Raw genomic sequence first — 15360 nt, forward strand, 5'->3', positions numbered from 1 at the left:
TTCATCCCCCTCACCATCCCTTGCATTCCCCCCTGCCCCGCTTAGAAAAGCGTCACAACCACTGCGCCCTGCACAAACACTCTGTACAGGCGCATCGCTCCCCGGCGAAGCGCCTGCTTCATCTCCACAACTCTCAACATGAACTCAAATCACTCCCCGCGCCGCAGGACCACCCTTCTCGCTGCGGTTGGCCTGTTCCTCATTCCAGTCGCCACCACCACCCGCGCCGAAACACCCGCAAACACCGACACCCCCAAGGCGGCCGCGAAGGCCTTTTACGACATCGTCATCAAGCGCCAGGTGAGAGGCCTTCCCCACAAGGAAGCCTGGACAGAACTGCAGCCACGCCTTTCCCCCAAGCTCATCTCCTTGGTCGAAGCCGCACGCGCCGAGCAGGCCGCCTTCATGAAGAAGCAAACGGACGAAAAGCCGCCGTGGATCGATGGCGACCTCTTCACCAGCCTCTTTGAAGGACCGCAGACCCACTCCGAAGGTGAAGCCCGCGTAAGCGCGGACCAGGCGAAGGTGTCAGTGAGTTTCACCTACACGGAAGGCGGGAGCACCACGAAATGGACGGACACGCTCATCCTGACCAAAGGTCCTGCCGGAAACTGGCTGGTGGACGACGTGTTCTACGGCGGTGGCTGGGACTTTGCCTCGGAAGGCAAGCTTTCAGAGAGTCTCAAAGTGCGTGAGTAATTACACGCTCGGCCCTTCCGCAGAACCGCCTCACCCTACCTTGTCATGAAACTCTCTCCCGTGCTCCTTATCCTGGCCGTCACTGGTATCTGTTGCTGCCACAGGATCTGGAGTGCCGATGCCCAGCCCGCACCTGCCAGCAAGGTGGCCCCCCAAGTTCTCCAACGGCTCGCAGACATGCATCGCCTGCAGGTCGAAAAGCTCGACCAGCTCGAAATCCTGCGGCAGGACCACACCCACCCCAATGCCTTTCCTCCGCTGTCCCACACCTTCGTGCTCCGTCTGGGAAATGGCGTGGAAGTGGTGACGGAACGCCACATGGAAGACAACGTTGTGGCACAGAAGGATTACTTCCTCAACGACAGTCGTGTGTACGCCTACCGGGTCACCCGTCATGACCCCAGCCCCGACGGCAAGACCAAGCGTGTCTCGGAAAGCCAGTTCCTCTTCGACAACGGCAGTCCCGTCTACAACGTCCTGGTCGCCGTCCGCGTGCCCGTGAGTGAGAATGCGCCAAGCTTCGCCAAAGCTACGGAAAAAGTGCTCCCCATTCCCGCCGGCCTGGAAGGCTGGGGACACAAGCTCACCGTCCGCGCCTTCGACATCGCCCGTAGTTTCAAGCCCGGCATTGGGCGTTATGCGTTTGGCGACTGGGACGCGTGGCTCCTGAAGAAAGCACCGCCTCAGGACAAGACTCCCCAGACCCAGGAAGACCGGCCCAAGGACTGGCTGCCCTTGCCCGACACACTGGTGCTTCCCATCGCCGACTCGCTCAGTCCGGACGGCCTCTATGAAATCGGCTGGGGCTATGAGAAAGGACCCGTCGACTGGAAGAAGCTGGCCTTCATGGAAGGTCCTGATGACGGCCCAAACTATCCCACCTTCTCCACCAAGCTGGCAGACGGCCCACTCACACCTGAGCTGGAGAATGACGGCGACTTTCTCATGAATCGCATCAGCGGAAAGACCCTGGCGAAACTCGACATGGACTACCCCGGCGAGCGCCAGCGTTTCAACCATGACGAGCTGATTGCGCACTGGTCTCCCTCCTCCGCCTGCTTTCTGGTACGCGCTGAGCAGAAGTGGTTCACCGAGTATGCGCAGGTCGGCTGGATCAAAGATGGTGCCTGCGCAGGCGTCTATGATGTGCTCGAAGTACTCAAGCCAGCCGCGGAAGACGCAGTGAAGAAATCCAAGCATCCCGCAGGTACGCGCCTGAAGAAGACTGGCGACGAAGCGGAGGACTACATGTTCACCCTTTCCAAGATGCTCCTCGAAGATGATGGCAAGTTCGAAGCGCATGTCATGGGAACGATTCCCAAGGACCCCGAGCCCAGCGGCTTCTACGAAGCCATCATCGAAGGCGCATTCTCACCCGGCGAAAAGGACGGCCCCGCCAAACTCAAGGTGAGCAAGACACGCGTGCTACCGGTGCGGAAGGATGGATAGGCATCGCGGTTGACGCTTGATTGACAGCCTGATGCCATCAATAGGTGAATCTGGGGCTTTCTGTCGCAAGCGAGACCGCAAAAACACATGAAGTCCTCCATCCTACTGCGCCAGTGGCACGACGCCGACATGGAGCCCTTCGCTTCCATGAATGCCGATGCCGAGGTGATGCGATTCTTCCCACGACCGTTAACAGCTCAGGAATCCCGGGAGGCGATGCAACGATTCCGGCAAGGGATTGAGCAGCGAGGATGGGGCCTGTGGGCGGTCGAAGTGGATGGCGATTTCGCAGGGTTCACGGGCTTGTCTGAACCAAAATTTTCAGCCCACTTCACCCCTTGTGTCGAGGTGGGCTGGCGACTCCGGCGAGAATTCTGGGGCCGCGGCATTGCCTTCGCTGCCGCCCAACAGGCGGTCGACTACGCCTTTTCGATTTTGCACCTTGAGCAATTGGTCTCCTTCACCACAGCCTCCAATCTTAAGTCGCGAAAGTTAATGGAGCGCCTGGGGTTCACCCACCACTCGGATGATGATTTCATGCACCCTCTGCTGGAAGAAGACCACCCTTTGCGCCATCACGTGTTGTACCGGAAGTGTGGGTCGGTTGATAGTCTTTGATTGATAGACTAACCCCTCCCGGAAGAAACCTACAGCTGCTGGAATACCGCGAAGAGCATTTTCCGATTGATGGCATGGGCGCAACAGCCTTGAAAGGGCAAGGCCCCAAGACCTGCCACCTACCGTGCTAACGCCCCGGGTGATGGAAGCCGGATGAGATCTATTTCTCAACTTTGACTTCATAATCGACGCGCCATTTCGAATCAGTCTTATCGAGCCCAAGCTCTTTGATAATCAAAGTGATGGGCAGGATGCGCTCGAAATATTTGGCACCGGGCCGGCTGGAGACAGCCACCCTGCGCTGGTCTGTATTTGCAGAAGCACCTGCGTCGGAGAGCCCTTTGAAGAGGATGCCCACCACTTTGCCGTTTTCCCGCAGTATCGCAGGAGCGCCAGAGTCACCTCGGAAGGTGTCGCATTCCGCGCCAATGCACTCCTGGGCATCTTTGCGGAACGTATAAACGGTTTCGTCTCCAGAAGCGAAGGGACCGTATTGATCTTTCATCCACAAAGTGGCGGCCAGGGTAGCTCGCTGCTTGCGCTGTTCATAATTCTCCGCCGTTTCATCGATGAACATTTCATTGATGACGTCGGTTTCGATGTCGGCGCGCTCAAGATTCGAAATGGAATGAGGAAACAGAACCCAGCTGCTGTCATGGACAGTACGGCTGAGTCCCTGGGGATGGCCCACAAGGAAAATAGGCGTCCAACGCAAGACTCGGCTTGAACTTAGGACGAGCTGCTTCCGTCCAATGGGCTGTGCGTCGTCTCGCCGACGCACACGCAATAGTACAAAGTCCAGTTCCGGACTGCGGTATACTTCCTCGCAATCGCATATGATCTTGGTCGGAGCGGGCGTGAAGCGCCGTTCCTCGAAATCCAGCCACACCTCGTATTCACTGGATGCGAAATCCTTCGCCCGCAACGGCTCCACATTGTGCTTCGCGGTCAGCACCAGGTTCTTTCCAATAATGACGCCGCTGCCCAGAGGGATGGCCGTATTCACGCGGGCAATGGCCACACACGAGGAGCATGTGTCATGAATTTGCGGATAGATTTCCGGCCTGTAATTGTCATTGAGGTTGTAGAAGCGCTTCTCGACAACGTCGAGTGTTTCGACATATTCCTTTACAGCAGCAGCCGTACTGGCATCTCTTCTCCGGTTTTCATAGTAGGCCCGCTCCTCAACCTCAAGGTCTTCTTTGAGCTTGGCCAACTGGGCCTTGATTGCTGTATCTGTCGTTTTCTGGTAGGCTTCGTTCACGGCGGACCGTGTTTCCCGATATTGATCAAGCAGGCCGGCCACATCCTGCTGTGCGGGCGGTTTGACAATCGCTTCCTTGGCAGCGGTGCCCAGGTCCCTGGTCTGCTCGCGGAGCGCGTCCATGGTCTTGGGCATATCCAGCTTGTCCATGGCCTGCTTAAATGCGCCAACGGACTTCACATTGAAGTCCTTCACTTTGACGTAGAAACGCCCCCCCGAAGTCTTGTCGAGCGCGAGGTGCAACGGGAGTTTCTCTTTGATTTGCTTGAGCGCCGCACCATTTTGCAATGTGAAATCACCCTTGGGTGTTTCCAATAGAACTTCTCCGCTTTTTTCAGTGATGACGCCCGCCTTCAGAGCGGATTCAGCCTGAAGCAGTGCCGTGGCCGTGACTGGCTGCTCGGTAAGGGTGGGAACAGCAGGAGACGGAACGGGAGCCGTCCCCACGGGCTGCTGGGCAAAAGCGACGCCAAGCATCCAAGTGTGCACGAACACCGCAAAAGAAAATCCGCGGCGCATGGGGCTACTCCTTTGCTAAGTTGAGATACGGCATCTTCATGGCCTCGGCGAAGCCAGGCACCCAAGTCACGTTGGGTTCACCCAACTACTTTGTCCACGGTGTCTGGGATATGAAGGCGGGGTTGTCCTTCCCTGCAAGATAGAAGTTCGGCTTCTGAAGTGCCCCGGCTGGAATGGCATTGCGTATGTCCGTATGAAAGCGGCGGTACGACCCGGAAAACGCCCCGTTACGCCACACTCCCAGCAAGGCCCCCGTGAAGGTGCCATTGCCGCCAAGACCATCCCCAGCCTCCTCATCATCCTGACAGGCGGAAATCAGAAGCACGCTGGCCTGGGTGGTCCCGACGCTATCTCTCTCAGAGGGCACCCCGCGGCCCAGATCCTTGTTCGCATCCAGTGCGAGTATCTTCTCTTGAATGGACCACGGAACGGTGCGCGTGAGCTCACCGGAAGCAGGCGAGGCGGGTTGCCCCGGGTCAAAGTTCTTGAGACCTGTCCCGCTATGGCAGCTGTCAAAGTACACCGCGATGCGAACACCCTTGGCAAAGTGCGTCCACATCTCAGCGAGCTCATCATCGAGCATCTGACCGTCGTAGAGGCAAAGAGTCTCATCCAAACCATCGTCCTCTCCGTCGTTATTCTTGTCAGGCGCTTGGGATCCATGTCCTGCATAACTGAACACAAAAATATCACCTGACTTGAGAGATCCGGCATAACTGAGAATCTGCTTCCTGACTGCGGCACGAGTCGCCTGGCCATCCAGCAGGGTTGTGGCAGTAAAGCCGCGGGCCTTCGCGATGCCCGCCATGGCTTTCGCATCGTGCACACAGTTCTTCAGCAGCTTGAGACCACCGTTGTAGGGGCCTGGAGCAACTTTGTTCACCCCCACCGCGAGAGCCACCGCCTTCCCCGTGCCAGGAGCCACGCCCCCATTTTCAGGGGCATTGGAAGCACCTTCTGAATCAGCGACTTTGGTGCTGCTACATGCGCTCAGGCAGCTCATCAAAAGCGCGGTCATCAGGGCCGGAATAGACGGTATTTTCATATGGGCAGAAAAATGCATGAGCGAGGAACCATGCGCGCTGACGACGCGCACTAAAATCCGATGTTTTATCATCCACCACTGGAAGGACAAGATCTTTTCGCATGCATCGACAAATTGGATGGCACTAGACCCGACCCAAGGCGGCCACTCGAAGCCCGGCAGCCAGAGCCATTGTTCGAGGCACTGCAATATTCACTTCGTCCAAGGACGCTCCCACTCGAAGGACAGCTTGCGCGCCCCATGACGAAAGAAGTTGGGACGTTGTGACTCGAGCCGTCTGGTGATGGCCCTGTGGAAACTTCGATATGAACCTTTAAAGTTGCCACCGTCCCATGTCTTGAGCAGGGCTCTCGTAAATATGCTGTTGATGATTCCGTCCTGGGTCAGCTCGCCATCTTGGCACGCAGATATCGAGAGCAGGGACGCCCGCGTTCGTGCGCGACTTTCCCTTTCAGGTGGCACGTTCCTGCCGAGTCTTTTGTTTTCAGGCATGTCACTAATCGCGTCGGCAATCTCTCCCGGGAGCAATTTGTCCCCCATGGCTTTGTTATCGTCTTCCTCTTTGATCACGGCCAGCGTGCTTTCCGGAAAGAAGAAGCGCCACAAGAAGCCTTCTTCAAACATTGGCCCGCCCAAGGGAGCAACAACTGGATGAATGTGCGCATGCGGCGGATACGTCGGAGGGAATCGGTCCAGTGGTTGACCTGCGGCCCGGAAATCGAGAGGGGCCGTGGGCGCTGTGCCACTGTGACAACTGTCAAAGAAGGCCACGATGCGAACCCCCTTGGCAAAGTGGGTCCAGAATTCCGCGAGTTCATCATCCACCATCTGGCCGTCATAGAGGCACAAGGTTTCGTCCACCGCATCCTTTTCATCGTTGCTGCTATCCCATATCACATTGCCGTGGCCTGAATAACTCAGGACAAAAATATCGCCGTCCTTCAAGATGGCAGCGGCCTCGAGAATCTTCTTTCGCACTGCCGCCTTGGTGGCTTCCTTGCTCCTGAGCATGGAGGCGGAGAACCCCTGGGCCTGCGCCACCTGCATCATGGCGGCAGCATCATTTTCACATCCATACAAAGGATCGAGTTTATTGGTGTAATGCGCGGGATCCAATCTGTTCAGGCCTATCGCAAGAGCCATGGCCGTAACCGCCTTTTCGGGTTCTTCCCGATGAATACGCAGTGACTTGCAGGAGGACAGACACACTAGGGCGGCCGCGGCGGTGACCATGACTATTCGCATGGCATACCGATTGCTCCAGATACTGGTAAATGTCTAGGGCCATGCACGTCATCAAGCATTCGGCAGAGCCCATCCTCTTTCAGCACATACAGGCACTCTGCTCCGGCGACCATCCTTTGTGATGGCGCAATGCACTTGGGGCAAGAGCGGCTCCCTCTGAAAAGTGCCATGCTACCAGATGTGGGATAGCCGCCTGGGGGGAGTCCGCCTGTGAGCGCAAACGGACTCAATTCCTCTCCAGCCTCATCACCTCCGTCACCACCGTGGCCACCAGCACCTGGGTGACTTGTAGCAGGAAGGTATAGTTCAGCGTCCCCGGCAAATCCGTAGGCATGTGATAATGGGGATTCCGGAACTCCGCCGTGTCCGTCCACATGATGGCCGGCACGCCGGCTTCCCAGAAGGAGGCATGGTCACTGCGGTGCAGCACTGGAAACAGAGGCTCCGTGCCGGGAGGCAGAGGAAGGCCGAGCACGGGAAACTTGGGCAGGTAGGTGTGTGCAATCGTCAGCACGTCCATCATGTGTGAAGTGCTCTGCGCATTGGCCACCAGTCCCAGGAAGTTCCCCTGGCTGGGGAACTGCACAGGCAAGCCCGGCGGTACCTTTTGGGTGTTGTACTTGTGGTCTGCGTAGCCCACCATCTCCAGCACGTGCACGCACTGGATGCTCTCGCGTTCCTCTGGCGAGAGCGCGGCCACGTAGTCTTCACTGCCCAAGAGGCCGTCCTCCTCGCGGTTGAAGGCGACAAAAGCCACGGGCAGGTCCCGCCGCCAGTTCCGGCAGGTCCAGGCGCAGGCGAGCAAGGCGGCCACGGCGCTGCCGTTATCGTCCGCACCCGGCATGTTCGGCACACTGTCATAGTGGGCCGCGACCAGAAGCACCGGACGGGTGATACCCGGGGGCCGGGCGACTACATTCAGGTACTGCCCCTGCAAGTCCACCTGGTAGCCCCATCCAGCAAGTTGCGTGGCCAGCCAGCGGGCCGCCGCCTGGTTCGCCTCCGCATTCGCGGAATAGTGCCGGGGAAGGCTGATGCCCTCCACCCACTTGCGCAGCCAGTCCGGTGAGATGGTAGATATCAGTGCAACCAGTTCCGGCGCCACCTGGCCCGGCTCTGTGTGTGCTGCGTTCCTTAACTCCATACAACAAATTTTTTGGGGGCGCATCATTCCCCCGACCCTCCTTCCGCACAACTTTGAAATATGCCCAGATTGCATTTAGGGGTCAAAAGGCAGCCGCTCCCGCGCTTGCAACCACCGGACGGGGATGCCCTCCCGACCCACGCTGAGCGCCACAATGCCTCCTGCCATGGCGGCGATGGTATCACAGTCCCCTCCTCCACTGATGGCCGCACTGATGGCCCCCGGAAAATCCTGGAGGTGTGTCGCGGCGCACCAGACGGCGAAAGGAACGGAATCCGGAGCGGTGACCAGCGCGCCATTTCCCAGCGCGCGTGCGGCATCCTCGATGGAAGCACCCGTCAAACCCACAGCCTTCTCCAGCCCACGCTGCACCTCACCCGGCGGCGTGTGATTGATGACCGCCTCAAAAAGAATCCTCCAACGCTCCGCAGACTCCATCTCCCGCGTCTGCCACGCCATGGCCGCTGCTGCCGCCACTGCGATGGCACCAGCAATCCCCTCAGGATGCATGTGCGTGACCTCGGATGACAGGCGCGCCTCGCTACAGGCCCGCAGCAGATTATCCGCGAAATATCCACCCACTGGCGCCACGCGCATCGCACTCCCATTTCCCATGGACCCGCGCCCGCTGAACGCCGAGGCCGAAGCCACGCGCCAAGGCTTCCCCTCCAACACACTGCGCAACTGCATGCGCGTCATCTTGCCGTACCCACGGTCCGGGGCCGCATCGAACCGCCGCGCGAAATAGAACGCGAGCGTATCCTGGTCGATGCCGCGTGCCAGCCGCAGCGTCTCCACCACCGCGATGGCCATCTCCGTGTCATCCGTGTGAAACCACGGCCCGGCCGGCATGGAATCGTCCTGGATTCTCTTCGCCGCCTCATCATAGCGATACGCCAGCATCTCTCCGAGCGCATCGCCGATGGCGAGTCCATCCAGGCTGAGGAGAGCACGTTCAAGTTCAGCGGAGAGTGCAGGCCGGCTCATGATGGAGGTTTTATCACAGAGGGATCTACTACTGGAAGACAGAGTTCGTGTTCCGTGCCGCGCCCCACCAGAAACACGTGGCCACCTGTCTACTTTCGCCCGAGCCATCGGAGCCACCCGGGCAGCTTGCCTTCACGCCTCACGCGTTCCAGTTCCTCCTTCAGGCGCTGCAACTTCGCGGCACGCTCGGCGAGCTTGGCTTTGAGTTCAGCTTTCTGCTCGCGCAGGGAGTCGATCTTTTTCCCAAGTTCGGCAACCGGAGGCAGTCCGCGCTGCACAGAGAGGTGCTGCTCCAGATGCCATGTGTACGTGACCACGGCACGGCGACAGGCGTCCCGCAGTTGGGGCACGATTTCCGGCTCGGATCTCAAGCGCTGCCAAAAGGCCTCCTGCTCCACCATGCCCTCCGGTACGGGCCATCGCATGGCCTCTGAAAAACGTCCGGGCTCCTCATGCAGCTGATTCCAGACCGGTTCCGTATCAGGGGCAAGTTGATCTCCCCGCCAGTGCGCCCGGAAGTGCAGGCAGGTGAGCACGGTCACATGGCGGATGGATTCCGTCCCGTAGGCACGCATGATGCGGGTCCACAGTTCCAAATCTCCTCCCCGTGGCATCTGGTCATTCCAGTATCCCACTTTCTCAAATGCCTCACGCCGGTGCATGACGCACGAGGAGGGCAACCGGCTCCAGCGATTTGCGAAGTACTCCTCGCGCATGACCTTGTCCTGCAGGTGAAAAACTGCCGGCACAATGGTACCACCACGCCCCACCCAAGCTGCGTCTGTATACACAAAATGAGCCCCGGGATCCTCCATGGCCTGTACCAGCAGAGCAAGGTGGTCACGGGTGACCAGGTCATCATGCGCCATGAACGCGATGAGTTCCCCCCGCGCCTCACGAAGCACCGTGTTCCTGTTCGCATAACCGAGCCCCATCCCTTTCGGAAGATCAAACCAGCGAACACGCGAGTCAGTAGCGACGTAGCGGGAAACGACCTCACCGGTGGAGTCCGTGCAGCCATCTCCACAGACCAACAGCTCGAAGTCCGTGAACGACTGTGCCAGCAGGGACTCGATGGCAAATGGGATGACATCGGGCCGGTTGTGCGTCGGCAGCAGGATGCTGAGCTTCATGGGTGAAGAAAATATTGTCTGGTCAGTGGCAAGTCGGGCCAGACCTCACTGTTCGCCTTTCACATCCCGGAATCGATAGGGAATCAAATCCGTGTCCAGCGGCAGACGAATCTTGTCCGGCGCCGCATGGTCATACTGGATGGTGGGGAAATTCACCACCATCAGGTCCTTGTTCCCAATATTTTCATCCGCATGCCACACGCCTGCGGGTACATTCACCAGCTGGCGACGCTGCTCGGAAAGATAGATCTCGTTGACCTGTCCGTGCGTGGGCGAGTCTGGCCGCGCATCATACATCACCAGTTTCATCTCCCCCTGCAGCAGGCAGTAGCGGTCCTCATGACACTGGTGCATGGCCCAGCCCTTCACCCAGCCGGGGCGGATGGTGAAGTGATAGACAAACACCAGCGGATCCTCATGCCAGGCCCAGCGTGGATCGAACATCTCACAAACTGTTCCACGCTCGTCCGTGTGAAGCGTCAGATCGCGAATCTTCACCCCATGCACCAGGGCCCGGGTGGACCGCCCACTTGCATCCACACTTTGTGAATCCGCTACGGCAGCGGCAATCAAACGGTCCTGAATGTCTTCCGAGTCTGGCATGGGCATGTGCGAGCCCTGTAGTCCAAGGTGCATGGTGTGGCAATGGGAATGGATGGCTCTCGCCATCATCATCATGGCAACGACTTCGCGTTCCAAGAGGAGGCGGAAGCGAGTCGCAGGGAGCGGCACTAGCCTTAGTGCCGGCGGTGAGACTTCAGGGTGCGGAGCCACATCTCAAAGTCATGCACCATGCTTCCCTGCTTCCCTCTGTGTGATGCAAACGTGGATGACGGCACTAAGCTAGTGCCGATCCCTGCGAAACAATCACTTCGTTTCACACATGCCTACAAAAAACCGGCAGCCAGTCACCTGGCTGCCGGTTGTGAGTGAGAAAACAATCTCGGCTGTGAGATGACTATTTGGCTTTGCCCACGCTGCCCAGGTTCTTCGCGCCGTTCACCTGGGAGTTCACGCGCAGACGCAGGCCGTTGAGGCGGATGAATCCGGTCGCGTCGTCCTGGTTATAGGCCTTGGTGGGGTCCGCTTCCATCGTGGCAATGTGCGGGTTGTACAGGCTCACCGGGGACTTGCGACCCGCGGCATGGATGCCGCCCTTGAAGAGCTTCACGCGGACCGTGCCGGTGACGTTCTTCTGGCTCTCCGTGACGAGGGCCTGGATGGCGAGGCGCTCCGGCGCATACCAGAAACCGTTGTACACGAGCTCGGCATACTTCGGAATCAAGCTGTCACGCAAGTGCATGACTTCGCGGTCCATGGTGAGGCTCTCAATCTGGCGATGCGCAAAGTGCAGGATGGCGCCGCCGGGGGTCTCATAAACACCGCGGCTCTTCATGCCCACGAAGCGGTTCTCCACCATGTCCACGCGGCCCACACCGTGCTTGCCGCCCAGCTTGTTGAGCACCTGCATGACCTTGAGCGGGGACAGTTCCTTGCCGTTCACGGCCACGCAATTGCCCTTCACGAAATCAAGCGTGACGTACTCGGCCTTGTCCGGGGCGTCTTCGGGGAACACGGACAGCACGGTGAAGTAGTCCTTGTTCTTCTTGTCGCCCGCGTCGAACCACGGGTCTTCCAGGATGCCCGCCTCGTACGAGATGTGCAGGAGGTTGCGGTCCATGGAGAAGGGCTTCTTCGCGCTGGCCTGCACGGGAATCTTCTTCTCCGCGCAGTAGGCAATCATCTCGGCACGACCAGGGAACTCATTGCGGAAGCGCTCATCGCGCCAGGGGGCGATGATTTCGAGATCCGGGGCAAGCGCCGCCGTCGTGAGCTCGAAGCGCACCTGGTCATTGCCCTTGCCCGTGGCGCCGTGGCCGATGGCAGTAGCGCCTTCCTTCTTGGCGATTTCCACCATGCGCTTCGCAATGAGCGGGCGCGCAATGCTGGTGCCCAGGAAGTACTGGCCTTCATAGATGGCTCCCGCCTGCATCATCGGGTAGATGAAGTCCGCAGCGAACTCGTCCTGGAGGTCGTCGATGTAGATCTTGCTCGCGCCGGTCTGCTTGGCCTTCTTTTCAAGGCCCTTGAGCTCATCTTCCTGGCCGATGTTCGCGCAGAAGGCGATCATCTCAGCGTCATAGGTATCCTTGATCCAGGAGAGGAGCACGGAGGTGTCGAGACCGCCGGAGTATGCGAGAACGATTTTTTGTTTGGCCATGGTCGGAGAAATGAGAGGGCCGGGAAGGTTCCACAGAATGGCCCGGGCGCAAGATCGTGCTTGTGACAAGGGGATCTCGAAACCGCGGCATTCACAGGACCGGACCTGCTGCAAGAAAAGGCCCCGGGAGCCATTAGTCTCAGGCATGCCTTTTCCTTCTCAAAATTCCTCTTCCCCAGGCGCGAGCCGACGGCGCTTCCTCACAAGCCTCGCCAGCGCCCCCCTTGTTGCAGGGTTGGCCATGGGTGAGACAGAGCCGGCGGATCCCGCGCTTGGCAGCTGCGGCCTGCTGGAGCCGGTCCGGCAGATGCCCATCAAGGACGATGTGGATGTCATCGTATGCGGTTCCGGGCCTGCCGGCATCGCAGCGGCAATCATGGCGGCCCGCACGGGTGCGAAGGTCCGCCTCTTCGAAGTGCACGGCTGCCTCGGCGGGGTGTGGACCGCGGGCCTCCTGAGCTACGTGCTGGACGCGAAGAACAGCGGCTTCAACCAGGAGATCATCGACAAGCTCAAGGAACGTTCCTCCTACAATCCGAATGGCGCAAAGGCGTACTTCTATGACCCGGAGGAAATGAAGCAGTTGCTGGAGGAACTGTGCGTGCAGTCCGGCGTGAAGGTGCAGCTCTTCAGCCGCATCGTGGCCGCTTACAAAGACAGCGCCAATCGCCTCACCACCGTAGTCACAGAGTCCAAGTCCGGCAGACAGGCGTGGAAGGCGCGCGTCTTCATTGATGCCACCGGCGATGGCGATCTCGGCAATCTCGCTGGCTGCGAGTGGGAACTCGGTGAGAGCAAGGCCTGCCCCTGCCAGCCCATGACCATGATGGCCATGGTCACCGTACCCGACCCAGAGAAGCTGCGTCCCTTTGCCTCGCACTACGGCGCGCCCTCGTGGCGCAAGGAGCCCGTGGAAAATTTTCGCAACGAGATGGCCCGCTTCGGTCACAAGGCGACCTATGGCACGCCTTCGCTCTTCCACGTGCGAGATGGTCTCTTCAACCTGATGATCAATCACGAGTACGCCGTACGTGCCGATGACGCTGCCGCCATTACCGAGGCCACCTTCCGCGCACGCAGTGAGATTCACACCATCACGCGTGGTCTGCGCAAGCTCGGTGGCGCGTGGGATGGCCTGCTGCTCGTGGCCACGGCGGAGCAGATTGGCGTGCGAGACGGACGCCGCATCAAGGGCCGCTACGTGATGAGCAAGGACGACCTCATCGAAGGTCGTCAGCAGGAAGATGGCGTGGTGACCGTCACCTTCAACGTGGACATCCACGCCGTGACGAAGAAGGACAATGAGACCGCCGCCTATCACAACGCCGGTGTGAAGACCAAGCCCTATCACATCCCTTTGCGCGCCCTCATTGCGAAGGATGTGGATGGCCTCATGATGGCTGGACGCTGCATCAGTGGCGACTTCATCTCCCACGCCAGTTACCGCGTCACCGGCAACGCCGTTGCCATGGGCGAAGCCGCCGGTGTCACCGCCGCCCTGGCAGCCGGGGGCAAGCAACAGCCGCATGACATTGTGTGGAAAGATGCTGCCGCGAAGCTGGCGCAACTGCACGGCAAGGCTTAAGGATCATGATGGCGAAACCGTGGTGTGTTGTTGATGTGATGAAATTCTCTTTTGTTCTTCCCAGTTTGTTGTTCGTGGCCAGCCTTGTTTCCGCGCATGCGGAGACTCCACCTGCCAATGCGAGTCTTGAGAAACAGATGAATCAGGCGTGGGATGTCGCCTGGACCCGCTTCTTCCACAAGGACGTGGAGACCTTCATGGACTACCTGAGCAGCTACGAGCCAGGGAAGGAGCAGGCGCATCTGCCCACGGCGGAAGAGGTGAAGCGCCAGTACCCCAATCCCTGCGGCTACAGCACCGGCATGGAGGATGGCATGATCCTTGGCGGTGCAGTGCTCAGCATGCTCTGTGATCGCTACGCGGTGACGAAGGAAAAAGACCTGCGCTCAAAAGCTGCCCAGGTCTTCCGCGGCATGAAGCTCTGTGGCACCGTGCATGGCGTGCCCGGCTATGTAGCCCGCAACGTGTGTCCCGAGGACCGCAAGAGCGTCTACATCAATTCCTCCCGCGACCAGGTCACCCACTATGTCCACGGCCTGTGGAAGTACTATCACAGCCCTCTGGTGGATGAACCCGCCAAGGTGGAAATCCGCAAGCTGTGCACCGAGGTCGCCGAGCGCATGATTGCTTTCGTCACGCCGGAAAATGACTACGACTTCTGCCGCGCCGATGGCCAGCGCTGCCCGCTCGGCATCTGCCGCATGTGGAATGTGCAGGCCCACGAAGCCGCCCGCCTTCCCATGATCTACGCTGCCGCGTGGGATGTCACCCAAAACGAACGGTACCGCGAGCAGTGGCGCAAGTATGCGGCCGAGGCGATCGCGCAGTCCACGACTCCGGTGGAGAGCAAACCCGCCTATGCCCTCCTACAGATGCAGGCCTCCCTGGAACTGCTCTATGCCCTGGAACCCGACAGCGCTCTCAAGAAACAGATTCAAGACATCATGCTGAAGGTCGGCGGCTTGGGTGAAAAGCGATTGGATCACACCGTGAAGATCATCGCGAAGAAGACGCCCGAGGAAATGCGCATGCTCGGCCCCGACTGGCGTACGGTCCCGGTATGGAAAAATCAGAAGGGCTATCCCAATCCCCAGTGGGGACCCTACCGCGAGATCTGGCACATCACCCGCGAAGCCGGTGAAGCCTCACTTCTCCCCCTGATGGCCGACCCACCCGCGATGTCCGCTCCGCAGAAGCAGCAGTTGCAGGACGTTCTTCTTCAGACCGACTACCTGCACAACTCCAGCTGCGGCATCATCTACCACCTCGCGGCGTATTGGAAGGCGAGGAGGAGTGGGGTGTGGTGAGGTTTGGCCGTATTTGCACTCGCTCTCCACAGGAGCATTGCGACTAACGATTTGGAGCAACGGTGTTTCACGCAAGGCGGAAGTCAGGATTTTTCAAGAGGGCGTTGAGCACCGTGAGGAGTTGTCGCATGACTGCGGTGAGGG

13 protein-coding genes are annotated in these 15360 nt (G+C 59.3%); 5 read left to right on the forward strand and 8 right to left on the reverse strand.

Translation table 11 applies throughout. The annotated features are described in order from the left end of the window. Positions 1-138: 138 nt before the first annotated feature. From DES53_RS27140 to DES53_RS27150, 3 genes are all read left to right on the forward strand, one after another. Complete coding sequence (locus DES53_RS27140; protein ID WP_113961474.1) at positions 139-699, forward strand: YqhG/Tai3 family protein; 561 nt, start codon at positions 139-141, stop codon at positions 697-699. Positions 700-744: 45 nt separating this feature from the next. Beyond that, a complete protein-coding gene (locus tag DES53_RS27145) occupies positions 745-2148 on the forward strand; it encodes a hypothetical protein (protein ID WP_113961475.1) in 1404 nt (467 codons plus the stop codon). An 87-nt stretch (positions 2149-2235) separates the two neighbouring features. Next, positions 2236-2766: a GNAT family N-acetyltransferase gene (locus DES53_RS27150; protein WP_113961476.1), complete on the forward strand. Its 531-nt coding sequence runs from the start codon at positions 2236-2238 to the stop codon at positions 2764-2766. Positions 2767-2926: 160 nt separating this feature from the next. Here DES53_RS27150 and DES53_RS27155 read toward each other — a convergent pair whose 3' ends face one another. From DES53_RS27155 to DES53_RS27190, 8 genes are all read right to left on the reverse strand, one after another. Next, positions 2927-4549, reverse strand: a complete 1623-nt coding sequence (locus DES53_RS27155; RefSeq protein WP_113961477.1) for a trypsin-like serine peptidase — start codon at positions 4547-4549, stop codon at positions 2927-2929. Between the two features lie 85 nt (positions 4550-4634). Continuing rightward, complete coding sequence (locus tag DES53_RS27160; protein WP_170157449.1) at positions 4635-5594, reverse strand: caspase family protein; 960 nt, start codon at positions 5592-5594, stop codon at positions 4635-4637. A gap of 192 nt (positions 5595-5786) precedes the next feature. Beyond that, positions 5787-6827, reverse strand: a complete 1041-nt coding sequence (locus DES53_RS27165) for a caspase family protein (RefSeq protein WP_170157450.1) — start codon at positions 6825-6827, stop codon at positions 5787-5789. A 238-nt stretch (positions 6828-7065) separates the two neighbouring features. Then, complete coding sequence (locus tag DES53_RS27170; protein ID WP_170157451.1) at positions 7066-7983, reverse strand: M28 family peptidase; 918 nt, start codon at positions 7981-7983, stop codon at positions 7066-7068. Between the two features lie 75 nt (positions 7984-8058). Further along, positions 8059-8970 (reverse strand): ADP-ribosylglycohydrolase family protein, encoded by a 912-nt coding sequence (locus DES53_RS27175; RefSeq protein WP_113961481.1) that lies wholly within the window; start codon positions 8968-8970, stop codon positions 8059-8061. An 89-nt stretch (positions 8971-9059) separates the two neighbouring features. Further along, entirely contained in the window at positions 9060-10103 is a 1044-nt protein-coding gene (locus DES53_RS27180; protein WP_113961482.1) for a glycosyltransferase family 2 protein, read from the reverse strand. A 45-nt stretch (positions 10104-10148) separates the two neighbouring features. Next, a complete protein-coding gene (locus tag DES53_RS27185) occupies positions 10149-10802 on the reverse strand; it encodes a dTDP-4-dehydrorhamnose 3,5-epimerase family protein (RefSeq protein WP_211325712.1) in 654 nt (217 codons plus the stop codon). A gap of 259 nt (positions 10803-11061) precedes the next feature. Continuing rightward, positions 11062-12324, reverse strand: coding sequence for an argininosuccinate synthase (locus tag DES53_RS27190; protein WP_113961483.1), 1263 nt, complete (start codon positions 12322-12324; stop codon positions 11062-11064). 241 nt (positions 12325-12565) lie between these two features. Between DES53_RS27190 and DES53_RS27195 the strand changes: the two genes are divergently transcribed. Both DES53_RS27195 and DES53_RS27200 read left to right on the forward strand, forming a co-directional pair. Further along, positions 12566-13909: an FAD-dependent oxidoreductase gene (locus DES53_RS27195; protein WP_113961484.1), complete on the forward strand. Its 1344-nt coding sequence runs from the start codon at positions 12566-12568 to the stop codon at positions 13907-13909. A gap of 38 nt (positions 13910-13947) precedes the next feature. Next, complete coding sequence (locus tag DES53_RS27200) at positions 13948-15216, forward strand: hypothetical protein (RefSeq protein ID WP_211325713.1); 1269 nt, start codon at positions 13948-13950, stop codon at positions 15214-15216. Positions 15217-15360 lie beyond the last annotated feature (144 nt).

Source organism: Roseimicrobium gellanilyticum (assembly GCF_003315205.1).
GTDB lineage: Bacteria > Verrucomicrobiota > Verrucomicrobiia > Verrucomicrobiales > Verrucomicrobiaceae > Roseimicrobium > Roseimicrobium gellanilyticum.